Here is a 25650-nt window from a genome sequence, read left to right as displayed (position 1 = left end):
TCCTCCTGAGAACTGCCGGAGATACCGACTAGATGCAGGGTATACCCATAGGGGGTATGGGTGTCAACAATCCATCGACTCGTGTGCTGATACCCCGGGTAGGTATCAGAGAGTGCGGAGGTTGCTGATGTAAGCAACCTCCCCTCGGGTGTTCCGCCTGCGAGGATCCGCGCGTCCTACTGCCCGGTTAGCCCGGTGCCCGTGGACTGGCCCGGATTCTGACGCCGCAACTGGAGGATTTGGCCGTGAGCTGCTGCGAGGGCCGCTTCGAGTTCAGCGATCTTTGTCCGGTTGATTGATCGCTCATGGGCGAGTTTTGCCGTGAGCGTCCTGACGATACTGCTGGTGTCAGGTAGTCGCGGCTCGGTCAGCGCAGCGGCCCGCGTTGGTTCGGCGGCCGGCGTGGTTTTAGAGCGGAGGTCCATGATGCGTTCGCGCAAGTCGACGCTGCGGTAGAGGAAGTCTTTGGAGACTCCCGCTTCTGCTGCCACGGTCTGGAATGTGATGGGGCGGCCGGCTTTGAGGAGCCTCCGTAGTCCTTTCTCGGCGCGGGCGATGGCGGCTTCCCGTTTTGTCTGGGCCGCCCGCTGGAGGTTTCCGGTGTTGCCCCTGACCATCTAGCCGGAGACCTGACGGGGCGCAAGGGATAGGTCGGCGTTTGTCCGTGCTGTAGTGCCAGCTCCAGCGACAGGGGCCGCACCGCGTGCGGGGTCTTTGATGGCATCGACGATATTTTCCAAGGCCCGTTGTTCTCTGCGCCGCAGGGTCAGCCACACGTGGTTTTCGCTCATCAGCTCCCCCGTTCGGACCTGGTGCGCCTCCTGGCGCTTCTCAACCAGGGTGTCCAGGGCAACGAGCTCGCCTTCATGGACGCCGAGGAAGCGTTCGTCGGTGACGAACAGGTCGCAGGTCAAGCACGCGTTACCCTTGCCGCAGGTCTGGGCGGGCGGAAGTGTGCACCACCCGTTGGGCAGGACACGATCGGTGCGGGCGTCAAGAGCCATGAGGTCGTAGAGGTCTGCCGAGGCCATAGCCGGCTGGCTACCCGCCGCTGTGAGCTTCCGGTACTTGATGAATTCTGCTTTGGCGGTCGCGTCCAGAGTCTGGGCATAGTGCATGGTCATTTCGGGGGTAGTGTGGCCAAGGTATCGCTGAACAACGTGGAGCGGGACCCCGGCGTTGAGTAGGTTCGTGGCCTTGGTGTGCCTGAAGCTGTGGGTTCTGGCGAGTCTGAGTGGTTGACCGTTTTCGTCGCGGATGTCGGCGAGATCGACCAGCTTGCGCAACTGCGTGCGGAAGACGTTGCTGCTGTAGGGGCGGCGACCGTGCAGGTTGTTATGGCTCCGGATGAACAGATACTGCGGTGGCTCTGTTATCCGGTTCCGGTGAAGGTGGTCTTTGAGCCAGCGCTGCTGTTCGGCAATGATCTCAATTGCCTCGGAATCGATGAAGATCGTTTCAGGTGCGCCGTCGATCTTGGTCTGCTGGTATCGCAGCTTGGCGATCCTCTCCGAGCCCGGGTCCTCGGCGCCCGGAACGGGTACCAGAGGATTCACGTCGATCATGCAGATTTCACTAGCGCGGCGACCTGTCGCGATGAGCAAAAGGAGGATCCGCATCGCTTGGGGATCCTCCAGACCTCCGTCCGACCTTGCAACCCCCAGCAATGGTGCGTGCAGGGCGATTTGGGACATCGTGTGCTCCGAATAGAGGCGGGTTTCGTCGAGCGGTTCCTTCTTTGACTTTCGAGGCAGGTCGCCTGGACGTATGAGGCGGAGGTAGTCAGGGGACAAGGTTGTCCAGCGGGCATCGATTCCGACCCGTGCCGCGTCGTCGGCCTGATCGACCATCAACTCATACAGTCCCCGGACAGCTGCAACGATCGAAGAAACGCCCGACAGCTCGCGTCGGCTGCCGCTTCGGGTCTTGAAGGCGCTCTCCGTGAGGAAGTCGAGCATCAATGCCCGGCGCTCCTGCGCACTCTTGGCGAGCAGGGGCGTATCGACATTTCTCAGGGTCAGGAACCTGCCGAAAACTTTGATCCCGTTATGTCGCTGCAGCGCGGTCCCCCAGGCGATGTCACCACGCTCCAGTTCCGTCTTTACGTAAAACATCGCACCCTCTCTCAGCCATGCTGGTGCGACTTCGTGCCAGTGAATGGCATCTGGCTTGGGAGGGACGTTTCGCCCTCGGGGGATGCGGGAGTCCAACTGCAGTGACCAGACTTCCCGCTTCCACCAGGGGCCGTCGTCGTAGGCAAACCACAGCAGTTTCGCCGAGCGGTCCAGCGGCCCTGCAATGGTTCGCAGGGTTGAGGGGTTTGGCAACGCCCGGGTTCTTTTCGCCCAGGAACTACTCAGCTCTTTCCGCCATTGGGATGGTGTGCGGTCCATCAGGCTCTCCGCCTCTTGCCCCTCTGCTTTCAGCCGGCGGGAGGTCTCGGCCAGTTCCCTTACGAGCAGTCCCAGCGGCGCGCAGGGAACTCGTCCACCGCCTTTGACGATGCTCCAGATCACGTACTGCATCTCGCGCCGCATGATCGCTGGGAGTCCGTCCAGATGAATGTTGCCGATCTTGGCGTGGTAGTAGGCAAAGAACGGCAAATACTGTGCCGGGATCGTCGTGCGGGTGTAGTGGAGCAACCGCATGTCCAGTGGAACCTGGTTGCCCAAAGCCTGGTTGGCCTCAACAGTGAAGGGGTTTCTGCCGTTGAGGCTCAGTGCTTCCAGAGTTCGTGCGTCAGCCGATTTCATCCTGGACCCTCCATCGATTCGTTAGTCTCTGCCAGTCGGCAAGGGATCGAAGTTCCTCGTCATCGGTGACCCAGGCATACAGATCCAATGTTGTCTGGACGTCAGCGTGCCCGAGCCGCCGGCTCACCATGTGGAGCGGGGCACCGGCCGAGAGCATTGCCGTGGCATGGGTGTGGCGGAACCAATGGGGCGTCCAATCCGGCGGCACCGCAGAGCCCAGGGCCTGGCGAATGCGCCCGACACGTTTATAGATGGTTTCCGCCCGCAGGGGCTTGAACTCATGCCCCATCCTGAGGTTGACGAACACATATGCCTCATCCATGGTGGGCACAGCCAAGTCCATGCCGGCTTCGCACAACTGCCAGACGTATTCGGCGTAGAGCCTGTCCAGGCCATCGGAGATGTGGATCTTGCGGTAGCGGGAGCCCTTGACCCGCAATCCGTACGGGTGGTCATCGCGCGGCGCGACCTCTAGGTAGGGGTTCTCCCCACGTCCGGCATGCCAGTCCCGATGCTGCAAACTGAGCGCCTCGCCCAACCGAAGCCCGGTCTCCTCCAACAAGGTGAAAAGCAAAAGGTCCCGAACAGACCCGTTCCACTCCCTCGTTTTCGGATCGAACCGACCACAGTGATCCTTGATCGCGTCGATCTGCCGAACCGTCAAGATAGGAGCGCTGGATCGTCGCTTGGGAACACTGATAGACGCGCTGCGGCGCAGGCGCCGGCTTGCATGCCCCAGAAACGGCAGATACGGGCTCCGGGCCGGGCGGTCGGAATAGACGATGGCCCCGAAGTCATACCCGCGCCACTGATGGAAAGCATAGAAGGAGCGCACGCCCTGAACCCTCAGGGCAGCTGTTGAAGGAGCAATTCTGGACGAGGTGGCGGTCCCGCGAAACAGAGCCACCCCTGGCGGAAGGCCCGTACGAATCCATGCCAGGAAGGCCGACAAGTCCTCGAGTTTTACGTGGTCCCAGGCACGCCCGTGAAGTCCCAGAAACTCCCACCACAAGCAAAGACAGCGCGCGTAGGACTTAACGGTGTTAGGAGAATGGCCGGTCTGCCTCAGGTGCTCGAAGTAGAGCTCGATCTCCGGAACCGGGAGGAAATCGTCTCCAAGAACTGTCCATGTGGTTTCTACGCCATCGCTTTGAACCCGCTGGACTCGCACCCTAGATCAGCTCCCCGTTCCACTCCCCCATCAGCTTCATGTGCGGAAGCCAACTCAAGTGGGCGTAAAGGTGAACGACGAACGGAAAGCTGCGGGCCGTCCGATGAAGACGAGTACCGGATAGCTCAGTCTTCAAGAGAGCAACGGCGCAGTCATTCTCTGTTGAAGACGTTAATGACAGGCCGAAAGCTGTACCGGATAAGCCGGAACGATAGCCCTGCGCATCACCGCAGCTGAACGGAACGACGGTTTCTCCAGGATGCTCTCGCTGCGGGCATTTATCAGCTTGGAGCCGATCTTGGTGTCCTTTGCCCAGGAAGGAACCAGACCCCATTTGGCGATCAGCAGACGCCGGTCGGGCGTTCCCTCGTCCAAGCGTTCGGCCACGATCGGCACGTTCTGGGTCGGGGCGACATTCCAGCTCGGCCCTGGAGGGCTGCCTTCAACTTCCTTGGCCTCGAAGTGGCTCAGAAGGTCGCTTGTTGCTTTGGACATCACGTATCTGCCGCACATGAGCCCATTCTGCCCACAAATCCGTCAAAGCGGCGTTCGTGTGCGGCTTCGGATCGCTTTGGGCGGGGTTTTGTTTCGTAAGGTCGGGCGGTACCTGTCGGCAGCACCGCCCGTCCTTGCCGCGGAGCCAATGACAGCCCCGGCCAAGGTGGGGGAACGCTGGCCGTTGCGCTGGTCCGCTGTGATCAGTAGAGCCCGGCAACGACGTCCACACACGAGTAGTCGGTACTCGTCTTTTCCGAACGCGGGAAACCCCGATACTCCCACGGGTGGTTTCTCCGTTGAAGAATTCTTTCGCGCTGATGCCAAGGCACACCTGCCCTTACGGATACAGTGCCGTTACAGCAGGACTCGTGACCCCGGCTAAGAGGCGGCTGACAGCAATGGGTCACGCCCTCTGATCGACACCTTGGCGTTTCTTCTTCTTTTCCGGCCAAGGGCCGAGCTTTTCCTTGTTCCCTGCGGCATGTCCTGGCCCCGTAGAGTCGGCAAGGTCGCCTACCTTGTGGACCTTCAGCGAGTTCGTGGAACCGGCCTGTCCTGGAGGGGAACCGGCAGCGATGACCACCAAGTCGCCTTCGTCCACGAGATCCATTTCCAGCAGGCTCTTGTCCACCTGTGCAGTCATCTCGTCGGTGTGGCCCACGGAGGGAACCAGCACCGGCTGGATGCCCCAGGTGAGGGCCAGTTGGTTCCAGACGTGCTCAACCGGTGTGAACGCGAAGACCGGCTTGACCGGGCGCAGGCGCGAGAGGCGTCGTGCCGAGTCGCCGGACTGGGTGAAAGTACAGATGTACTTTGCGTCCAGCTGGTCGGCGATTTCGACGGCGGCACGGGTGATGGCGCCACCACGGGTCTTGGGCTTGGTACCCAGCGGGGGGACGCGCTCAAGGCCGTGGACTTCGGTGGACTCGATGATCCGGGCCATGACCTTGACGGTTTCGATGGGGTACTGGCCCACAGAGGTTTCGCCGGAAAGCATGACTGCATCGGCGCCGTCGAGAACTGCGTTGGCGCAGTCGGAAGCCTCGGCGCGCGTCGGACGCGGGTTATCGATCATGGATTCCAGGACCTGGGCTGCCACGATGACCGGCTTGGCCCAACGGCGTGCCAGTTCAATGGCGCGCTTCTGGACGATCGGCACCTCTTCGAGCGGCAGTTCAACACCGAGGTCGCCACGGGCAACCATGATGGCATCGAAGGCGTCGATGATTTCGTGGAGCTGCTCCACGGCCTGCGGCTTTTCGATCTTGGCGATCACCGGCACACGGCGGCCTTCTTCGTCCATGATCTCGTGCACGCGCCTAATGTCGGAGGCATCACGCACGAACGAGAGGGCAATGAGGTCAGCGCCACGCTTGAGGGCCCAACGGAGGTCGTCCTCGTCCTTTTCACTCAATGCGGGGACGTTGACGGCAACACCGGGCAGGTTGATGCCCTTGTTGTTCGAGACCTTGCCACCAACCGTCACGGCGGCAACAACTTTGACGTCGTCAACCTCGAGGGCCCGCAGAGCCACCTTGCCGTCGTCAATGAGCAGGGCGTCGCCCACGTTGACGTCTTCGGTGAGGCTCTTCAGCGTGGTGGAGCAGATGTCCTTGGTACCGGGAACGTCTTCGGTGGTGATCGTGAAAGTGTCACCGACGGCCAGCTCGTGGGGTCCGTCAACAAAACGGCCAAGACGGATCTTGGGTCCCTGCAGGTCAGCCATGATGGCAACAGGCCTGCCCAGTTCTTCTGATGCTTTGCGGACGTTTACGTAGGTGATGTCATGCACGGAGTAGTCGCCGTGGCTCATGTTCATGCGAGCAACGTCGACGCCGGCCTCCAGCACCGCGAGAGTGTTGTCATAACTGGAGATAGCCGGGCCGAACGTAGCCACAATCTTCGCGCGTCTCATGTGATTCCTTACATTCTCTTGATGGCTTGAGGTTCTGTCCCCACTGCACAGCAGTGGGGACATCTGGGATTCCACGAGTCAGGAGCAAATACGACTAGATGTGAGCGCCAACGGTATTTCCCGACTCTGAGTGGTGACCCCGCCGGCCTGCAATTACCAGCAGTTAAAGGAGGCTCGCTGCGATGTCTTGGCCGATCTTCCTGAGCAGCGCGGCGGAAAGTTCAGGGTCCTTGGAAGAGTCCTGAGAGGTGTACTCGGTAAGCGTGTAGACGTGAGTGAGTGCCATCTCGGACCAGCGCTCCTTGGGGAGGAGGGAGCGGCCTGCAACGGCGATGATGGGTCGGGCTCCGGAGCGCCGAGCGACTGCTGCGGGCAGTTTTCCAGCCAAGGTCTGTTCGTCGATGCTGCCTTCTCCCGTAATGACCACGTCGCAGCTGTCCTTGCGGCTGTTGAAGTCCAACAGGTCCAGGAAGTAGTCAGCGCCGGAGACCTGGCGTGCCCCGAGTAGGAGGCAGGCATAGCCGATGCCTCCCGCGCTTCCGGCGCCGGGATGCCCGGCAAGAGAAGCTGCACCGTCAAACCCGGCCTCGGCAAGTTTGGCTGTCAAGGTGGCCAAGCCGGCATCGAGGGCGGCCACATCGGCGGGGGAGGCACCTTTTTGGGGTCCGAAGACCGCCGGAGCGCCATCGGGTCCGCGAAGCGGGTTGTGGACGTCGCTTGCAAGGATCAGTTCGGTCACGGCAAGTTCGGGTACAACTTGGCCCGTTATGGACGCAATCCGGCGGAGGTCACGGCCGCTGCCGTGCAGGGAGTTTCCGGCGGCGTCCAAGAAGCTGTATCCCAAGGCAGTGAGCATGCCCATGCCGCCGTCGGTGCTGGAGCTGCCGCCCAGGGCAAGCACGATCCGGGAAGGGGTCAGGCTAAGGGCGAACAGTATGGCTTCACCGAATCCCCGGCTGGATGCGTCCAGCGCTTCGAGCCGGCCATCTGGCAGCAGAGCGAGTCCGCAGGTGTTGGCGACCTCGACGACTGCGGTGGTGCCGTCAAATGCAATGCTGGCCGGTACCGGTTGGCCGGTGGGGCCGGTGACGGTGCAGGCATGGCGACTGAACCCGGAGGCGACGGCTGCATCGACACTGCCGTCACCTCCGTCTGCGAGTGGAAGGAGTTCGCAGTGCACCGTCCCACCGGCCGCGGAACCTGTGGAGGAGCGGAGCCCGCTGGCCAGCGCGTCGGCGACTTGGGCCGCGGTGAGGCTGCCTTTGAACTTGTCGGGCGCGATAAGGGTGCGGACGGTCTTTGGGGCGGTGGTGTTGGGCATGTCAGACGGTTTCCGAGTAGATGGGGCGTCGCTCAGTAGGGGCGGCTTCCGGGTCCGCGGCATGTTTGGGTGCCGGATTCTCTTCCGTCGGGTGCTTTGGGGCGTGGTGGCCGTATTCGGCCAGGTCCTCGTCGATATCGGTAACTTCGTCAAGGTGGATGGGGTCCTCGGACGGCATTGGTTCGACGGTTTCGCCCCGGAAGACGCGGCGGGCGCGGTCGGCATCCAGGGTGCGATCCCACCAGGCGATGAAGAGGGTGGCGACGGCGTTGCCGGTGAAGTTGACCAGTGCGCGGCATTCGGACATGAACTTGTCGATGCCGAAGATGAGCATGATGCCTGCCGCGGGGATGGTGCCGAGGGTGGTCAGGGTGGCAGTGAGTGCGATGAACCCGCCGCCTGCAACACCCGCTGCGCCCTTGGACGTCAGGAGCATGACGGCGAGGAGGCCCAGCTGTTCACCGATGGTCAGGTCAGTGTTGGTCGCCTGGGCGATGTAGAGGGCGGCGAGGGAGAGGTAGATGGCTGCGCCGTCGAGGTTGAAGCTGTAGCCGGTGGGAACGACCAGGCCTACGGTTTCCTTCTTGACGCCGGCGTGTTCGAGCTTGCGCATCAGGCCCGGCAGGGCCGGTTCGGCGGTGGAGGTGCCCAGGATGAGCATGTATTCCTCTTTGAGGTGCCGGATCATCGTGAAGATGTTCAGCTTCAGGAACATCATGATGGAGCCGAGCACGATCACCACGAAGAGGATGGAAGTGATGTAGAACAGGGCGATCAGTCCGCCCATGCTGGTCAGGGAGGAGACGCCGAACTTGCCGACGGCGTAGGCCATGGCGCCGAAGGCGCCGATGGGGGCGGCCTTCATGATGAAGCTGAGGATCTTGAACATGACCCCGGTGAGGCGCTGCACACCGTCCAGGACGGGGGCGCCGACCTTGCCCATGGCGTTCAGGGCGATGCCGAAGATGACGGCGATGAAGATGATCTGCAGGATGTTGCCCTCAACGAAGGGGGAGACCATGCTTTCCGGGATGATGTGGGTGAGGAACTGCCACCATTCCTGGTTCGCGCCGGCGTCGATCAGCTTCGCGGCGGACTCGGAGGTCTCGATGCTGCCAGCATCTGCGTTGACCCCATCGCCCAGCCGGAAGATGTTGATGGCCACCAGGCCGAAGATCATGGCCAGGATGGTGCCGACCTGGAAGTAGGTGAGGGCTTTCAGGCCCGTCATGCCCACCTTCTTGAGGTCCGCGACGCTGGCGATGCCGCCCACGATGGTCAGAAAAACGATGGGGCCGATGAGCATCTTCATCGCATCAACGAAGGTGGTCCCGATGGGTTCCATGGCGATGCCGACACTGGGGGCGAGCCAGCCGACGAGAATTCCGACGACGATGGCGGTCAGTACCCAGAAATACAGTTGGCGGTACAAGGGGGTTTTGCGGGCCGCCGAAGCTGTACCGGCGGTAGTGATGTGGTCCATGATTCCTACCTCGTTGTGGAATGTAGCTGGAGGGTGCTCGATGAAGATGGGCATGACGGAGTGGACGGCGGCGGTGTTCTGCCGCCGTCCACTCCGGGTTACGTACTGACCGCCGGGATCATCCCGGCAGGTTTTCTGGCTAGACGGCGGCCAGGGTGTTGGTCAGGGCCTTGATGATCGCCTCGGTGACGTCGTCGGTGTTGGCGTTCCCGCCGACGTCGCGGGTCAGGTGGCCTGCGCCCGTGGCAGCTTCGATGGCGGCTTCAACCTTGCGTGCTTCCTCGTGGAGGCCGAAGTGGTCCAGCATCAGGGCTGCGGAGGCGATGGCACCGATGGGGTTGCTGATGCCCTGTCCGGCGATGTCCGGGGCCGATCCGTGGACCGGTTCAAACATGGACGGGAAGCGGCGCTCCGGGTTCAGGTTGGCGCTGGCGGCCAGGCCGAGGCTGCCGGCCAGGGCGGAGCCGAGGTCCGAGAGGATGTCGGCGTTCAGGTTGGACGCCACGACGACGGACAGGTCCTCGGGCTTGAGGATGAACTTTGCGCTCATGGCGTCCACGAGGACGCTTTCAGTCTGCACGTCCGGGTAGTCCAAAGCGACACGGTTGAAGACTTCGTCCCAGAGGACCATGCCGTACTGCTGGGCGTTGGACTTGGTGACCGAGGAAACCTTCTTGACGGTGCGGGTGCGGGCGAGGTCGAACGCGAAGCGCATGATCCGCTCGCAGCCCTTTTCAGTGAACAGTGCGGTCTGCAGGGCCACCTCGTTGCCGGGGCCGCGGCCGCTCAGGTTCCGGCCGCCGAGGCCGGCGTATTCGCCTTCGCTGTTCTCGCGGACAACGACCCAGTCGAGCTCGGTGTTGTCGGCCTTGCGCAGCGGGGACTGGACGCCGGGGAGGAACTTCACGGGGCGGATGTTGGCCCACTGGTCGAAGTTCTGGGTGATGTTCAGGCGCAGGCCCCAGAGGCTGATGTGGTCCGGGACGTTTTCCCAGCCGACGGCGCCGAAGTAGATCGCGTCGAAGTCCTTCAGCGTCTCCAGGCCATCGTCGGCCATCATCTTGCCGGTTTCTGCGTAGTAGCCGCAGCCCCAGGGGAACTCGGTCCAGTCGAACGCGAACTTGCCGTTGGAGTTCGCTGCCAGGGCGTCCAGGACGCGCTGTCCTGCGGAGACGACTTCCTTGCCCACGCCGTCAGCGGGGATGGATGCGATGCGGAAATTCTGGGTGGCGCTCATGTGCCAGCCTCCTCGTTGAGTATGTAAGCAGTGAGCCTGTTAGCGGGGTCACACTGTCCTTCCTCTTCAAGTAGAGGTCATGACACGGGAGGGCGTCCAAGACTAAGATCCAATGCGGCAGATAGGAATAGCCTATTGATCCTTCGAGTGGCGGTTAGGGATGACCCGCAGCGGCGTGCAGTTCCGCGACTTTCAAGAAGGCCTGGGCGGCCGGCGTCAGGTCTTCCTTCCGGCTCAGTATCGCCACGTCCAGATGGGACACCGGTTCAATCAGTAGCGTCCGCAGCCCGGCCTTGTGGGCGGTCGTGGCCCAGGATGATGGCATGACCGCATGGCCCACTCCCGCGAGCACAAGCGGAAGGATCGACGTGCGGTGAGCGACCTCGGCAACAATTTCGGTATTGACCCCGTGGGCCAGTGCGTCATCGACCAGCCATCGCATCAGAGATCCGCGCTGGCTGGCGATCAGGCGGTGACCGCCAAGGTCTTCGCGTTGTATCGACGTTCCAGGGCGGAAGGTGTCGGCCTGGGGGTTGACGATGAGAATCAGGGGCTGACGCTCCAGCTCAAGGACCTGGACCCCTGGTACGCGGACAGGTGCGCGGGAACCCGCCAGTCCGATCTCCGTACTACCTGACCGCACAGAGTCGATCACTTCTTCAGGAGTGAAGGCTGCGCTGACATTTAGCCTCACGGAAGGGTGTAACCGGGTGAAGCCAGCAATCATGGACGTCAGCGGCTCGATGCCCGGAGAGGGCATCGTAATGATGTCCAGACGCCCGCTGCGTATCCCGCGAAGTGCCTGAACCGCGGACTGCGCTGCATCAAGATCACGCATCACCAGCCTGGCAGGCCCGACGAGCTCCTTCCCCGCTTCGCTCAGGACGGCGCGGCGGCCGATGCGGTGGAAAAGCGGCACCCCGAGGTCCTTCTCCAGACTCGCGATGGTCTGTGACAAAGACGGCTGAGCGATAAGCAAGTGCTCTGCCGCCCGATTGAATCCGTCATGATCAACTACGGCCAGAAAATACTTCAATTTTCGTGTGTCCACGCAGCATCCTCACTGGTTCGAACTCGGTTTCAGCGGCAATTACCGCCCTTCAAAGAACATGAGCATAGACCAAGCTCTAAATAGCCTATGCCTATCAGACGAATTGCTTTTAGGTCTTGGACGTACTTCCGTGCCAGCGACTGTAATGGATGAGGCTCCCGGAAGCAGCCAGCCCTGCCAGGCGTCCCGCTGCCGTTGCCCCCGGTTCACATCGCCTGCCATTCACATCCGGAAACGGAACCAGGATTGAACCAAGCTTGATCTCTAGCGAAGGCCGTTACATGTACATCTCGAATTCCTATTCCCGCACTGGTCACACAGCCCCTTCCGACTGCCTTCGTATCGAGGTACACAGCTGGCTCCAACTGACTCCCGGCAATTCTGTTGTCCTGCTGACGTCAGATAGGCGCAACCCCCGAATCGCCGGGCGAGTTGACCAGGTTTCTGTTGATGGCCACTACCTATGGCTGATCCAGGACAACGGCGCCGGGCGCCGGTTGTTCCACCGGCCGGAGGGTTACACGACATTCTTGGACTCTGAGGTCTAGTCACGTTTCCCACCAGGCTCCGACGAGAGCTCAATTGCGGCCGTTCCGATCCCCTGGCTCAGGTCTCAACTGGCCGTTGCTAGCTTTCCCGACACTAGCTCCTCCCGCCAGCGGCGACCCTTCTGAGGACGTAACGTTGCTTCAGGATTCCGGTCGACCGAAGTGGAACCATGCTTGTTGAGATTGGTTTTTCCTATCAGGCAAGTAGGAATTCCGTCTTGGACGTGATCCCTGTCACGGGAGCACAGTGGGTTCAACCCACATGACGAAAGGACGACGATGTCCAACAAGTTAACGGCATCCTCATCATCACCCGATGCCTCCTCACCCCAAAAGACCGATGTTCGTGCCGCCCTGCTGGGCGGTAAGACGTTCAGAAGTCTCAGTGAACAGAAGCTCTCTCCCAGGGAAGAAAAATTCGAGCGGGTACGACAAACACTGGGCTTCTTTCTCGCGCCGGCTGTGTCCATCGTTTTCGCGCTTCTCCCCACCGGAATGGAACACACCCAACAATTGCTCGCAGCAGTGTTGCTGGGTGTCATTATCCTGTGGATTTGCGAACCGGTACCCATCCCTGTCGGCGGGCTGATTGGTGTGGCCGCTGTCGTCCTGCTCGGCGTGGCCCCGGCCAATGAGGTGTTGAGGCCCTTTGGCTCAACAACCATTTTCACCTTCATCGGCGCCTTCATCCTTGCCGCAGCCATGCTCAAACACGGCATTGCCCAACGGCTGGCTTTCGCTGTTTTGTCCATTCCTGGTGTCGCAAAATCCACTTACCGGGTGATCGTCGCCTTCGGCCTGATCACATGCGTCCTGTCTGCGTTCGTTTCAAACACCGCCACCGTGGCCATGCTGATGCCCACCGCCCTGGGCATCCTGGCCGTGATCGCAAAACTTATGCAGGACCGCGGCGTAGTCAAAGCCGACTTCGACCCCTTGCGTCTGCGCGTCGGCGCAGCACTGATGCTGATGCTCGCGTACGGTGCCAGCGTAGGTGGACTCCTGACACCGGTTGGCGCGCCACCGAACCTGATCGGCCGCGGCCTCATCGAGGAAGCGACCGGCACCAAGATTTCCTTTGTTCAATGGACTGCCACCGTGGCCCCCGTCTGTGCAGCCATGTTCGTCGTGCTGGCGCTCATCATGTTTCTTTTGAACAAGCCGGAGATCCGCCGCATAGACGGCGTGGACAAGTTCATCCGCGAACAGAAGGCACAGCAGGGAAAGATGTCCCGGGCCGAGATCAACACCCTCATCGCTTTCGGCCTGACCGTCACGCTGTGGCTGCTCCCGGCAATTGCAAGCCTCATCACCGGTCCGGATTCTGAGCTCTACAAGTTCCTTGACGACCGCCTGGACGAAGGCATCGTTGCCGTGATCGGAGCTTCCCTGCTGTTTATCCTTCCGACCAATTGGAAGGAGCGCCGGGCGACGATGACCTGGTCCGACGCCGCAAGAATCGACTGGGGAACGATCATCCTCTTCGGTACGGGCATCATCTTCGGCGCACTGCTCTCCGCCACCGGCCTTGCTGAAACAATCGGGAACGCTGCAGCTAACAACCTCGGCGTCACCAACATCGTAGCGATCACCGCATTCGCGGCGATCTTGGCGATCCTCATCTCTGAGACAACCAGCAACACCGCATCCGCCGCCGTCGTGGTACCGATTGTCATTCCCTTGTGTGTCGCCATGGGAGTAGACCCCCTTGTTCCTGCCCTAGCAGCAACGTTCGCCGCTTCATTCGGGTTCATGCTGCCGGTCTCGACACCGCAAAACGCCATTGTCTACGGTTCAGGCGCAGTTCCCATCACCCGCATGGTCCGCACGGGATTCACCTTTGATATTCTCGGCGCACTCCTCATCATCATCATCGTCCCCATCATGGTCGGTGTGACGGGCATCGGCAGATAGCACAGCGCAACCGTTCGGGCAGGGACCACCAACACATCAACGGCTACCGGTGTCGCACTGCGGGCCACCGATCGGGTGGAGTTCCCTAAGCGCATCGCCCCGTTTCTTGGGCCGCACAAGTAGCCCACGCCAAAGACCATAGGCGGGCTACCCGCCCATCCTGACTGCGGCGGAGCGGCCATGGTGGCCACAAGGGCCACCGCATATCGCAACGCCAGCCGCTCCGCCGCAACACCCTCCCAACGTTCCCAAGGAGAACAACAAATGCCGATACGCCAACGTCAAAGTTGGGCTCCAACCATCGGTGTACTCGTCCAGATCCGACAAAACGGACAACTTATCTGCGAGGGATACGTCGAGGCTGTCACCAAAGACGACCAAGTGCTGTGGCTTGCCAGAGAGGGCGTCGAGACACGGAAGATGTTCCACCGAGTGGAAGGCTACGAGGTCTGGCGCCACGAATACAGCGGAATGCTCGGATAAATCGGCGAGACCTATATTTCCGGCTGAACCCCTTCTGGCGGTACGGCAGGAACCGACCGCATGAGGTAGAGGATCTCACCCTGGGCGGCAGCCAAGGCGGCTTCGAGCTCGGCAATCTTCTTGCGGTTGCCCCAGCCGCGGGCAGTTTGGGGCCATCGCTTCCAGATGTGTCCCAGTTCCTTGGAACTTGGACATGAGCGGCTATGGAACACGCTGTCCGGAACAGGGTCTGTTCAGTTTGGGGACCACGCACTCGGGATCGAGGAGACGCCAGAGTGACTTTCCTTCAGCCAGCCGCTCGATTAGCTCGGGCCCGTTGTTCGATCCCTTGCGAGGCACCTGCCCAAAGGGCTGTTGGGTCAAAACTGTGCAGGTCAGCAGCCACCGTTTCGGATCATCCTCAGGCAGCTCCGGGTCCGGCCAAAACGCGTACAAGCCACCGAGACGGGCTGGTTCCGAAGGTTGTCTACGGTTCAGGCGCAGTTCCCATCACCCGCATGGTCCGCACGGGATTCACCTTTGATATTCTCGCGCACTCCTCATCATCATCGTCCCCATCATGGTCGGTGTGACGGGCATCGGCAGATAGCACAGCGCAACCATTCAGGCAGGGTCCATAGACACATCAACGGCTATGGACCCTGCGTCCTGTCTGCGATACAACCAGGATCGCAGACAGGACGCCCGCTACCTTCTCCAGTTATCGGGCTCGCTACCGCCTCCCAGGATCCGAGCCGAGAAGCGGTTGCGGACAGCAGGATCATCGTGTGCGCTCTCGGGTAACGATGCTCGCACCTCCTCCCCTGTTCATTGGTGGTCCTGGCTCATTAGATGGTTACCGTTCGAAACCCGCAGTTACCGGACGATGATTCCGGGGAATTAGCTGTCCTTGCAGCTACGCGGTAGCGATTACAGTACGACTCGTGGCAGAGGTACGACCCACCTCGCATAACTCGTCCCGCCCCTATGGTTGGGCCGGACGGGTTGCTAGTAGGCGACGTGCGGTAATACTTCGGCAGAAACCAATCTGAGCACCACTCCCAGACGTTGCCTGCCATTTCGTGGAGTCCGTATCCGTTAGGGGGGTAGGAGCGTACTGGAGCGGTGCCCAGATATCCGTCCTCGATGGTGTTCGAGTGCGGGAATGTGCCTTGCCAAATGTTGCAACGGTGTTCGTCCTTGGGCGTCAGTTCGTCCCCCCAGGGGTAGCGTTTGCCAGCCAGGCCACCCCGGGCGGCAAATTCCCATTCAGCTTCTGTCGGTAGCCGGCGGCCTGACCAGCGGCAGTATTCTCTGGCGTCGTTATGGGACACGTGCACCACGGGATGGTCGAGTTTTTCCTCAACTGTCGATGATGGACCAGTCGGGTGGGCCCAATCTGCCCCCTGGACATTTAGCCACCATGGCGCTCCCCCCGCAACGCCTAGGACACAGTCCCTAGGGGCAGTAGACAGCAGGTGGAACACCGCGGATGAGCCGAAGACTTCCGCTTCCGTCGTGTATCCAGTGGCTTGGACGAAAGTTGCGAACATCTCGTTGGTCACGGTTACGACATCGATTCGGAAGCTATCGAGTTCTACTTCATGAACCGGAGCCTCGCCGTCTGCGGGGTACCCCTCTCCGAAGGCATCACCCATACGGAAGTTGCCAGCCGGGATGCATACATCTTCGTGGGAGGCCGCGCCCTTTAGCCCTCCTGTGGTGGCCGGCAGATTCGTTGAGCTGACCGGAGCCGCTGCCCGACGCGGCGGCGCACAGCATGCGCTGCTGTCGAGTTCTTCCGAGTCCTCACGTGTCTCCATGTAGTTCCTTTCTCTTTGCGCGAGGCCCGCTCTGCGGCTCAGTCATTCAGCGACGTCGGGCTGACGTAGCGCCCTTGGGATTGGCTGTCCCTATTTTCAGCTACCTCTTGAATTGTGTGATCCAAGTAACTAGCCTGAATGCAGATCGTCTAACAATCAGCATTCTACTTCAACGGAGAGTTACTGTGAAGAAACGTCTATTCCCCTCCCTCACCGCCTTGGCTGTCGTTCTGCTTGGTACGGCATCCTGCGGTTCGGGTGGACCAGCCAACGCTGTGCAGAATTACCCCAAGACTCCGGTAAAGATCATTGTTCCGTTCAACGCCGGTGGTGGCAGTGATGCTGTGGCGCGCCAGATCGCTTCTCAGCTAGAGGACGAGTTGGACGGTACGTTCATCGTCGAGAACAAGCCGGGGGCGGCAGGAGTGTTGGGCACTGATGCCGTGAGCAAGGCCAAGCCCGACGGTTACACGCTGCTTTCGACCAACAGCTTTGCCTTCACAGCGCAGCAGAAGCTTCGCAACACGTCCTACACGTCGGAGGACTTTGACCCGATCGCGGAGGAGAGCTCATACGGCTTGGTTCAAGTCGTGAAAGCAGACTCTCCTTGGAACAGCTTGGGCGACATGCTCAAAGCAGGCAAGCTCACGTACGCCCACCCGGGCGTAGGTGGCATGGTGCAGGTTGGCCAGGCTTCCTTGTTCAGTACCGCCAAGATCGACGCCCAAGGTGTTCCCTTTGACGGCTCCGCACCCTCTGTCACAGCACTGCTGGGAGGGCAGGTGGACACCACGGCTACCGAAGTTGGTGTTGCTCTGCCGTACATCAAGTCCGGTCAGCTCAGGGCGCTGAGCGTCTCAACGCCAAAACGGGTCGAGCAGCTGCCTGACGTCCCAACAGTCAGCGAAGCGGGCTTCCCTGACGCAGGCATTACAGCCAGTGAAGTGCTGCTGGCACCGAAGGGCCTGCCCAAGGAAATTGCAGATGCTCTTGAGGGAGCCGTCAAGGACGCCCTGGCAACCGAGAAGGTCTCCGGATTCCTCAAGAACAGCGTTTACGAGGCCGGGGATGTCTCCGGCGCGGGACTGGATGACCAGATGTCCCAGACCCTCACCCAAGTCAATGACCTGATCACGAAATTGGACATCAAGGTCGCCCAGTAGGGGTGGAAGCAATGCTTGTAGATATGAACAAAAAGCCCTTCAATGAGGGGAACACCGTCCCGGACAACGAGCAAAGGATCGAGGACGTGGAACGTAAGCAACACGGCTTCTTGTCCAAGCACATTGTCACCCTGAGCATCATCGCCGCGGCTGCAGCAATACTCGCTATCTCATTGAGTTACCGGGTTGGTGATCCAACAGCGCCTGGGCCTGGATTTTGGCCAGCCATTATCGCCTCGGTGGTCATTGTGCTCTGCATCGTACTTCTCTTTACGCCGCACCTTGATTCGGATTCGAATCAACCGCTGACTATGAGCCAGTGGCGGCTCCTCGCATTGGCCATCTTGCCTCTGCTTCTCTTCGTGCCTCTTCTTCTGGTGGCCGGAACGCCGATCGCCGCTGCGCTGTTGGCCTTCTACTCGCTGAAGGTGCTCCACGGATGCTCGACGAAGTATTCGTTGCTTTGGGCCGTGATCCTCACAGCTGCGGTCTACGTAATATTCATTGTCGGGCTGGGGATTTCACTGCCGGCCGGGCTGATCTTTGGAGGGTCCCTCTAATGCAGGGAATCATTGATGGATTCATGGTGGCCTTCACACCTGCGAATCTTCTCTTCGTCTTGATTGGTGTGCTGATCGGCATGCTGATCGGCGTTCTTCCCGGGCTGGGCCCGGGACCAACGGTCGCTTTACTCCTCCCGCTCACCTTTACACTGGAGCCTTCCACAGCTGTCATCATGCTGGCCGGCGTCTATTACGGGGCCATGTATGGCGGCACCATCACCGCCGTGCTGTTGAAACTTCCCGGAGAGTCCGCCTCGGTAGTGACCACCTTTGACGGCTACCAAATGGCGCGGCAAGGAAGGGCGGGCGCGGCCCTGGGTATCGCGGCAATCGGTTCCTTCGTCGGCGGCTTGGTCGCCACCTGCGCCCTGGTGCTCATCGCCCCGCTCATGGCCGAGTTCGGCCTCAGAATCGGTCCCCCGGAATACACGGTGATTGCACTCTTGGGCTTACTGCTGGTCAGCGCTATGAGCCAAGGCCCGTTGATCAAGGGCGTCATTTCCGCGGGCATCGGTCTTCTGCTGGCTGTCGTGGGTTTGGACCCCGTTGACGCCGCCCCACGCTTGGATTTCGGTGTGCCCGAACTGCTTGACGGGTTCAACCTTGTGGTCATCATCATTGGTGTCTATGGCATCAGTGAGTTGCTTTCCGGACTCATGGAGCCGGCTCCCACTGCCGCCGCAGGCCCCGTCGGGAAGGTACTTCCTACGCGAGACGACATGCGCCGAAGCGCTGGACCGATCGTCCGGGGTTCGATCCTGGGTAGTCTTTTGGGAACCGTCCCGGGCGGTGGCGGGGATCTCCCCTCCGTGGCGTCCTACTCGCTCGAACGCCGCCTGGCCAAGGACCCAAGCCGCTTCGGCAAGGGCGCCATCGAAGGGGTTGCGGGGCCTGAGACGGCAAACAACGCTGGGGCAGTTGCGACATTCATCCCGCTACTGACTTTGGGGTTGCCTCCCAATCCCATTCTTGCCGTCATCTTCGGTGCTCTCCTGATCCAAGGCATCACGCCGGGCCCTTCCCTGGTCGTGGAACATCCTGACATCTTCTGGGGCGTGATCGCCTCAATGTTCATCGGTAACCTTGTGCTCCTGATCCTCAACCTGCCGCTCGTCCGGGTATGGGTGAAAGTGGCCAGAGTGCCTGTCGCTTTGATGACAACCGGCACGATGCTTGTACTCCTCGTGGGCGCTTTCTCGGCTGCCAATGACGTTTTCAACATCTGGGTCGCTATCATCGCCGGCATCGTCGGATTCTTCCTCCGCAAGGCCGGCTTCGAAGGCGGACCGCTGATCCTCGGATTCGTCTTCGGATCCATCCTGGAACCCGCCTTCCGTCAATCACTCCTGCTCTCGCGTGGGGACCTGACGATCTTCATGTCCCGCCCGATCTCTGGAACCTTGATAGCGCTGGCAGTGGCCGCTGCGGCCTACTCGGCATTCCGCGTTATCCGCAAGCGCCGCGCCAGGGCCAAAGGGCAGCGCACCCTCACCCAGCCGCTAACCACAGAGGAGGCACCCACCAATGCCGACGACAGCTCACGACACTGAAGCGTCTCCGCAAAAGCTCACCTCAGGGAACGACGCCACACGACCGGTCCTGGGAATTGTTGAGCTGGATTCGACCTATCCCAAGGCGCGAGGCAACATGGCCAACCCGGCCAGCTTCGATTTCCCGGTGAAGTACGCCACCGCAAGGATCAGGCCCGGATGGTGGCTTGAAGGGCAGGGACCAGACCAATCCATCCGTGAGGCCTTCATGACGGCCGCATTGGAACTGGAACGACAGGGCGCGGCCGCAATTACAACGACGTGCGGGCTGTTCGCTGTCTTCCAGGAACATGCCGCGCGAGAATTGAATGTTCCAGTCTTCACTTCGCCCCTGATGCTGATCCCAATGGTCGCAGGAATGATCGGCCCAGACCGGAAAGTCGGCGTGGTGACCGCTGCGGGAAACCGCATTTTCGAACACGGTTTCCTTCAACAGTCCGGAGTTAGCCAGTCAACAGCTCTGGCCGTCGCCGCAGTCGACTCTTGCCCCGAGTTCTTGGACGTCATCCGCACTCAGCGCAAACCCGATCTCGACTCCCAGGCCTTTGAGGACCAGCTGGTAGGCGAAGTTGCTGACATGATCCGCAGCAATCCTGACGTTGGTGCGCTGGTGTTGGAATGCTCAGACATCCCTCCCTACGCCCACCGCCTGGCGAAAGAAACCGGCCTGCCAGTTTTCGATTTCACAGCAATGGCCTCGCTGGTTTACCGGGCTTGCCTTCCACCGACCTTCACGCATTGATACGCGATACTACCTTTAGGAATTCCATGGCTTCTCAACCCAACGTTCTGGTTCTGATGGCGGACCAGATGACCTCCGCAAGCATCGACCTGATCACCAAGGGCGATATCGTCGCGCCGAACCTCGCCGCGCTCATTGAGCGCTCGGCCAGCTTTGCCGACACCTACTGCGCATACCCACTTTGCTCCCCTTCGAGGGCATCGCTGATGAGCGGGCGCCTGCCCAGCAACATCGGCGCGTACGACAACGGCGCTGAATTCCCCGCATCGGTCCCAACGATCGCCCACTACTTACGCAACGAAGGCTACGACACGACACTGATCGGCAAGATGCACTTCCTGGGACCCGACCAATTGCACGGATTCGAGAACCGGCTGACCCCAGAGCTCTATCCATGTGACTTCTCCTGGACGCCCCGGTGGCAGCGTGATGCTGCCCGGTACCCCTATGAAACGGGAGCAGGCAACTCGGACGTTGGTACTGTCCTGGACTCGGGACCCGCGGTCTGGACAATGCAGATGGAACACGACGAAGAAGTGTCTCTTCTTGCCCGCCACCACATTCTCAATGCCGCCAGGCCCGGCCGTTTACGCCCATGGATGGCAACAGTTTCCTTCACGTCCCCCCACGATCCCTTCGTGATTTCACAGGAATACCTCGACCTCTACGACGAGGAAACAATTCCGATGCCCGCCGTGTCCCCCGTCAAGTACGAGGACCTCGACGAGCACAGCAAACTCGTCTACGAAATCAACGGAATGGCCAAATACTCCATCGCTGAATCCGAGACCCGGCGGGCCCGACGAGCGTACTTCGCGATGATCAGCTATGTTGACGCTAAAATCGGTGACGTTCTCCAAGCCCTCGAAGAAACCGGTCAGGCCCAGGACACCTTGGTCGTGTTCACTTCCGATCATGGCGAGATGCTGGGCGAAAGAGGAATGTGGTTCAAGAAGACATTCTTTGAACCTTCAGTTCAAGTCCCGTTGCTGATCTCCTACCCCGGTCGGATCACACCACGGCGCTCCACAGGGCCGGTTTCACTTGTTGACGTCCTGCCAACGGTGCTGGATCTTGTCGGTGCAAGAAGCGAGCAGGGACGCCCACACCTCGATGGGACATCCCTTGCCCCTGACCTTCTGGACAGCACAAAATCAGACATCTCGACGGTGGCTTTCGTTGAAGGACACGACAACGCCACCGTCGCGCCGCGGTTCATGGTCCGGGAAGGCGATTACAAGCTTGTTTACTCGGAGGCATACGCCCCAATGCTGTTCAATCTGAGGCTCGATCCCCACGAACTCAAAAACTTGGCAGGACAGGATGAACACCGGGATGTGGAGCTCCATCTGAAGGATTTGATCTTCGAACGCTTCGATGTCGTAGGTCTGCGAGAGCGCATCATTTCCAGCCAGAACGACCGACGACTGGTTACCCAAGCCCTCTCCATGGGCCGGACTCGTGACTGGAAGACCGGCTCGACCGTTGAAGCGTCAATCCGGTTCGTCGTCAGCGGTGACGCATTTCCCGATGTGGAGCGTAAAGGTTACGTGCGACAAGAGAGCGTCACCGAAGCTGCACCAATGACAGCAGAGGAAACGACGACCATGGTCTGATCCTGCGAGGCAGTACGAGCACTCGATAATGTTCGCTCTGGGGGCCGGGTGATTTACACCCGGCCCCAAATGCACTATCGTTTTGTCAGACAATCTGCGGATAATTATGGAGGTAAATGTGGGGTCAGCTCCTGAAGTGACAAGGATGTCTCCCGTGGCGACGATTTCGCGCCGGGATGGCGTTGTCAACGAGATCCGGCGGGCAGTTGTGCTCGGCAACATCAAGCCGGGCGAGAAGCTCACCGAAGTGCAGCTATCAGAGTGGCTGAACGTTAGTCGCCCGACGGTTCGCGAGGCCCTGAATCAGATGGCCCAGGAGGGTCTTCTTGTGCAGGAGCCGTATCGCGGTTTGCGAGTCGCTACTCTTGATGCCACGGGAATCATGGACCTCGCCCATGCCAGGCTTGCCTTGGATCTCCTCGCGGCCTCTGCCATAGTCGATGACCCCTCAGGGCGGCGGATGCAGATGGTCGAAGACAGTTGGGAACAGTACAGCCGGCTGTCCATGGATCCCGATCCGTTGGTGCAACACGAAAACCATGTCGCTTTCCACCGCAACATCTGGGCTGCATCTGAGAACGCACTCCTGCTGAGGCTTTGGCCAGTCACAGAGGCCCATCTCACCATTGTGCTTGCCCAGGATCAGGCGACCCGCGCCGACCCAGCCCGCGCCCATCGCGTACACGAGCACTTGGTGGAAGCTTTGAGGACGCATGACTTGGAAGTCATCAAGGCAGCCTTTACTGACCACACGATTAAAAGCGCTCAGGATCTCATCACTCTGCTTGCCAGCCGGAGCGCGTCCTAGCTCCAGGAAAGGGCTTCTACCACCAGCCTGCCCGAATCTCTTTCGTGTCGGTGCGCCTTAGGACGTCACGGTCCGCGCGTCTGTCAGACCCTAAGCGCGCACGTTAGACCCAGCGACACTCGGTAATGGAAGCCGGCCTTCTCTTCAGTAGCCCAGACCTCATAAGATCCGTCCTGCTCGTAGAGCCTTCTGCTGTCCCCCGTGGGCAGGATCCAGAGAATCCGTCCGTTCTCGGTAACTGCATCCACAGTTCCGGCGCAGACAGTATGTCCATGCAAGCGGATCTGCACGTTGGCGCCGCTCAGTGTTGACCAGTCATCTATGCGTCTGAGGTCCACGGTGATTCCTCTCTTACTTGTTTGCTCCGGACAATGGCTTCAATTGCGTCAGGTGTCCTGTGTGGTCAAGAAGAACGGGCGGGCGGGGGCCGCGAAGAGTCCCTGCCCGCCCGTTCTTCCTATTGTTCGAGGGCAAAGATGGTCCGGTGCCAGCTCTTGGCTTTATCTCCGCTGAGGTCGAACATGACGTGCTTGATGACTGTGTACTCGTCCAGGGAGTAGGTGGACATGTCTTTGCCGAAGCCTGACTGTTTCATGCCGCCGTGGGGCATTTCGCTGATGATGGGGATGTGGTCGTTGACCCAGACTGCGCCTGCGCGGATTTCACGGGTGGCGCGGAGGCTGCGGTAAATGTCTTTGGTCCAGACGGAAGCGGCCAGGCCGTAAGGGGTGTCATTGGCGAGGGTGATGGCTTCGTCGTCGGTGTCGAACGGGGTGACGGCGAGGACCGGTCCAAAGACTTCGTCCCGGAAGATTTCGCTGTCCGGATTCGCGTCGGCTACCAGGGCGGGTCGGTAGTACGAGCCGGCGGCTAAGTCGCCGTCGGGAATTCCGCCTCCGAAGACACGGGCGTAGCCGCGTGCCCGGTCCACCATTTCAGCCACCTTCTCCCGGTGGGCCTGTGAGACGAGTGGGCCGAGGTCCGTTGCGGGATCCTGGGTGCGGCCAAGCTTTACTTTGGCGTATAGCTCAGCGACGCCGGAAATGAAGTCCTCGTACAAGGAGCGGTGGACAATGGCGCGGGTGGCTGCGGTGCAGTCTTGGCCTGCGTTGATGAGGCTTCCTGCGACCGCACCGTGGATGGCAGCTTCGAGGTCGGCGTCGTCGAACACTACGAATGGTGCCTTGCCGCCGAGTTCCAGGTGAACCCGTTTAGCGGTGGTTGCTGCAGCCTCGAGTACGGTCCGGCCCACGTTGGTGGACCCGGTGAAGGAGAGCATGTCCACGTCCGGGTGGCGCAGCAGCTCGGCTCCGACAGTGGACCCGCGGCCCGTAAGGACATTCACGACACCGTGGGGCAAGCCCGCTGCCGTTGCCACTTCGGCGAACAGCAGGGAGGTCAGAGGGGTGATCTCGGCGGGTTTGAGGACGATTGTGTTGCCTGCGGCGATGGCTGGCAGGATCTTCCATGCAGCCATCTGCAGGGGGTAGTTCCACGGCGAGATGGAAGCAATGACGCCGATAGCTTCGCGGCGGATGGAAGAGGTGTGATCTGGCGAGTATTCGCCGGTGGCCTTGCCTTCGAGGTTGCGGGCGGCCCCGGCAAAGAATGCGATGTTGTCGATGGTGCCCGGGACGTCGAACTCCCGTGTGAGGCGGATGGGTTTGCCGGCCTGACGGGTTTCGAGCTGCGCGAATTCCTCGGCCCGCTCTTCCATGAGGGCCGCAAACTTAGTCAACACTGCGGAGCGCTCAGCCGGGGTGGCACGGGACCAGGCCGGGAAGGCATCCCGGGCAGCCTGAACGGCGAGCTTGACATCGTCACTGCCGGCGAGGGTGAGAGTGGCGATGGTTGTTCCGTTGGACGGGTCGATGATGTCCACGGTTTCCCCGGTGGTTCCGTCGACGATCTTGCCATTAATGAACTGGCTCACAACTCCTACTTTCATTCTTTGCTGTGGATTGGGCACTTAGCGGCTCACTTACAGGGCTGACCGTGACCACGGGAGCGCCGCTGGGTCCTTCGGCTATTTGTCGGAGATGTCCCAGCGGCCCTTCAGCCTGGCGTAATCAGGTTGTCGCGTGAGCGTCCGGAGACGCTATGGCGAGACCAGATGGACGCCTGCGGCGCGCAGGATAGCCGCGAAGCGTTCACGCTCTTCGGCGGGCAGGGGCTGGATGGGCAGGCGGACCGGTCCCACGGGTTCACCGATGAGTTCCAGGCCCGCTTTGATGCCCGCTACGTAGTTGACGGACTCGAGGAAGTCGCTGATGGCCCAGAGGTGTTTCCACAGTTCGCGGGCGCGGATCAGGTCCTTCTCTTCCGCCAGCGCGTTCCAGAATTCGACGGCGAGTTCTGGAACCACACCCGCGGTGCCCCATACGGAGGCTTCGGCGCCGGAGGCAATGCCGAAGAACGTGAGAGTGTCCCAGCCATTGAAGGCCTTGATGCGGTCGGTGCGCGCGGCCAAGAGTTCGGCCAGGCCAACAGCGTCGTCGGAGGTGTTCTTGATGTAGTCGACCCCGTCGATGTCGCCCAGCTCGGCGAGCTCAGCGGCAGTGAGCTGGATGCCGGTGGCTCCCGGAACGTTGTAGTAGACGATCGGGATGGTGATGGATTCTGCTACGGCTGACAGGAAGGACTTGAGGGTTTTCAGGTCAAGAGGATCATAGAAGGGCGGGACCAGCATGATCGCGTCGGCACCAACGGACTCGGCGTGCTGTGCAAGATCGATGGCCCCCTGTGTGGAGAGTGCGCCGATGCCTGCGACTACAGGAATCCGCCCGTCGGCACCCTTGACGTAGAGCTCGATGACGCGGCGGTATTCGTCAGCTGACAGAGTGGTGAATTCACCGGTGGTGCCGGTGGGGACGATGCCGTGGATGCCGGCCTTAACCAAGCGGTCAACTTGACGCTGCAGTGCGGCTTCGTCGATCACTGTAGCGTCCTGGTTGAACGGGGTGGTGACGGCAGCAAGGATGCCGCGGAGTTCCTTCTTGATGTGAGACATGGTGAGAAAGTCCTTTCGGGTG

Annotated in this window: 21 protein-coding genes and 2 pseudogenes; 9 read left to right on the top strand and 14 right to left on the bottom strand. The window is 60.7% G+C overall.

Features of this window, described 5'->3' with window-relative positions; translation table 11 throughout:
• Positions 1-176: 176 nt before the first annotated feature.
• The 10 genes and pseudogenes from ACNAOT_RS02320 to ACNAOT_RS02275 all read right to left on the bottom strand — a co-directional run bounded on the left by ACNAOT_RS02320 (position 177) and on the right by ACNAOT_RS02275 (position 11429).
• Positions 177-617, bottom strand: a complete 441-nt coding sequence (locus tag ACNAOT_RS02320; RefSeq protein WP_420179869.1) for a DUF6262 family protein — start codon at positions 615-617, stop codon at positions 177-179.
• Positions 618-2753: a tyrosine-type recombinase/integrase gene (locus ACNAOT_RS02315; protein WP_420179868.1), complete on the bottom strand. Its 2136-nt coding sequence runs from the start codon at positions 2751-2753 to the stop codon at positions 618-620. It lies immediately after the preceding gene.
• Entirely contained in the window at positions 2740-3588 is an 849-nt protein-coding gene (locus ACNAOT_RS02310) for a tyrosine-type recombinase/integrase (RefSeq protein WP_420181107.1), read from the bottom strand. The genes ACNAOT_RS02315 and ACNAOT_RS02310 overlap by 14 nt, the downstream gene beginning before the upstream one ends.
• A gap of 27 nt (positions 3589-3615) precedes the next feature.
• Positions 3616-3924 (bottom strand): annotated as a pseudogene (locus tag ACNAOT_RS02305) (site-specific integrase); the annotation flags it as partial.
• A gap of 201 nt (positions 3925-4125) precedes the next feature.
• Positions 4126-4419, bottom strand: a pseudogene (locus ACNAOT_RS02300) (SOS response-associated peptidase family protein); the annotation flags it as partial.
• Positions 4420-4825: 406 nt separating this feature from the next.
• Positions 4826-6337, bottom strand: coding sequence for a pyruvate kinase (gene pyk / locus ACNAOT_RS02295; RefSeq protein ID WP_420179867.1), 1512 nt, complete (start codon positions 6335-6337; stop codon positions 4826-4828).
• 163 nt (positions 6338-6500) lie between these two features.
• Positions 6501-7658: a glycerate kinase gene (locus ACNAOT_RS02290; protein ID WP_420179866.1), complete on the bottom strand. Its 1158-nt coding sequence runs from the start codon at positions 7656-7658 to the stop codon at positions 6501-6503.
• Position 7659: 1 nt separating this feature from the next.
• Positions 7660-9141, bottom strand: a complete 1482-nt coding sequence (gene dctA, locus ACNAOT_RS02285) for a C4-dicarboxylate transporter DctA (RefSeq protein ID WP_420179865.1) — start codon at positions 9139-9141, stop codon at positions 7660-7662.
• 139 nt (positions 9142-9280) lie between these two features.
• Positions 9281-10378: a tartrate dehydrogenase gene (locus ACNAOT_RS02280; protein WP_172324478.1), complete on the bottom strand. Its 1098-nt coding sequence runs from the start codon at positions 10376-10378 to the stop codon at positions 9281-9283.
• Between the two features lie 154 nt (positions 10379-10532).
• Positions 10533-11429, bottom strand: a complete 897-nt coding sequence (locus ACNAOT_RS02275; RefSeq protein ID WP_420179864.1) for a LysR family transcriptional regulator — start codon at positions 11427-11429, stop codon at positions 10533-10535.
• Positions 11430-11710: 281 nt separating this feature from the next.
• Here ACNAOT_RS02275 and ACNAOT_RS02270 point away from each other — a divergent pair, with 281 nt between their 5' ends.
• The 3 genes from ACNAOT_RS02270 (at position 11711) to ACNAOT_RS02260 (ending at position 14374) form a co-directional block, all read left to right on the top strand.
• Positions 11711-11977: a hypothetical protein gene (locus ACNAOT_RS02270; RefSeq protein WP_420179863.1), complete on the top strand. Its 267-nt coding sequence runs from the start codon at positions 11711-11713 to the stop codon at positions 11975-11977.
• 279 nt (positions 11978-12256) lie between these two features.
• Positions 12257-13891: an SLC13 family permease gene (locus ACNAOT_RS02265; RefSeq protein WP_420179862.1), complete on the top strand. Its 1635-nt coding sequence runs from the start codon at positions 12257-12259 to the stop codon at positions 13889-13891.
• Between the two features lie 264 nt (positions 13892-14155).
• Positions 14156-14374, top strand: coding sequence for a hypothetical protein (locus tag ACNAOT_RS02260; RefSeq protein WP_420179861.1), 219 nt, complete (start codon positions 14156-14158; stop codon positions 14372-14374).
• A gap of 827 nt (positions 14375-15201) precedes the next feature.
• Here ACNAOT_RS02260 and ACNAOT_RS02255 read toward each other — a convergent pair.
• Positions 15202-16176 (bottom strand): formylglycine-generating enzyme family protein, encoded by a 975-nt coding sequence (locus ACNAOT_RS02255; RefSeq protein WP_420179860.1) that lies wholly within the window; start codon positions 16174-16176, stop codon positions 15202-15204.
• Positions 16177-16361: 185 nt separating this feature from the next.
• Between ACNAOT_RS02255 and ACNAOT_RS02250 the strand changes: the two genes are divergently transcribed.
• The 6 genes from ACNAOT_RS02250 (at position 16362) to ACNAOT_RS02225 (ending at position 22618) form a co-directional block, all read left to right on the top strand.
• Positions 16362-17339 (top strand): Bug family tripartite tricarboxylate transporter substrate binding protein, encoded by a 978-nt coding sequence (locus tag ACNAOT_RS02250; RefSeq protein ID WP_420179859.1) that lies wholly within the window; start codon positions 16362-16364, stop codon positions 17337-17339.
• Positions 17340-17362: 23 nt separating this feature from the next.
• The gene (locus ACNAOT_RS02245) at positions 17363-17899 is read left to right on the top strand and encodes a tripartite tricarboxylate transporter TctB family protein (RefSeq protein ID WP_420179858.1); all 537 of its coding nucleotides are present in this window, start codon (positions 17363-17365) and stop codon (positions 17897-17899) included.
• Entirely contained in the window at positions 17899-19452 is a 1554-nt protein-coding gene (locus ACNAOT_RS02240; RefSeq protein WP_420179857.1) for a tripartite tricarboxylate transporter permease, read from the top strand. The genes ACNAOT_RS02245 and ACNAOT_RS02240 overlap by 1 nt, the downstream gene beginning before the upstream one ends.
• Positions 19427-20194, top strand: coding sequence for an aspartate/glutamate racemase family protein (locus tag ACNAOT_RS02235; RefSeq protein WP_420179856.1), 768 nt, complete (start codon positions 19427-19429; stop codon positions 20192-20194). The genes ACNAOT_RS02240 and ACNAOT_RS02235 overlap by 26 nt, the downstream gene beginning before the upstream one ends.
• Before the next feature lie 26 nt (positions 20195-20220).
• Positions 20221-21810, top strand: a complete 1590-nt coding sequence (gene betC / locus ACNAOT_RS02230; protein ID WP_420179855.1) for a choline-sulfatase — start codon at positions 20221-20223, stop codon at positions 21808-21810.
• A gap of 145 nt (positions 21811-21955) precedes the next feature.
• On the top strand, positions 21956-22618 hold the full coding sequence (locus ACNAOT_RS02225; RefSeq protein WP_420181106.1) for a GntR family transcriptional regulator: 663 nt from the start codon (positions 21956-21958) through the stop codon (positions 22616-22618).
• A gap of 83 nt (positions 22619-22701) precedes the next feature.
• Here ACNAOT_RS02225 and ACNAOT_RS02220 read toward each other — a convergent pair whose 3' ends face one another.
• From ACNAOT_RS02220 to ACNAOT_RS02210, 3 genes are all read right to left on the bottom strand, one after another.
• Positions 22702-22956, bottom strand: coding sequence for a hypothetical protein (locus tag ACNAOT_RS02220; RefSeq protein WP_420179854.1), 255 nt, complete (start codon positions 22954-22956; stop codon positions 22702-22704).
• Positions 22957-23075: 119 nt separating this feature from the next.
• Positions 23076-24551 (bottom strand): gamma-aminobutyraldehyde dehydrogenase, encoded by a 1476-nt coding sequence (locus ACNAOT_RS02215; protein ID WP_420179853.1) that lies wholly within the window; start codon positions 24549-24551, stop codon positions 23076-23078.
• A 165-nt stretch (positions 24552-24716) separates the two neighbouring features.
• A complete protein-coding gene (locus ACNAOT_RS02210) occupies positions 24717-25628 on the bottom strand; it encodes a dihydrodipicolinate synthase family protein (RefSeq protein ID WP_420179852.1) in 912 nt (303 codons plus the stop codon).
• Positions 25629-25650: the final 22 nt, after the last annotated feature.

Origin of the sequence: Paenarthrobacter sp. TA1.8, from assembly GCF_048595705.1 — a bacterium.
GTDB classification, from domain to species: domain Bacteria; phylum Actinomycetota; class Actinomycetes; order Actinomycetales; family Micrococcaceae; genus Arthrobacter; species Arthrobacter nitroguajacolicus.
The sequence above is the reverse complement of the archived record's forward strand: the minus strand, read 5'-3'. Positions and strand labels throughout refer to the sequence as shown.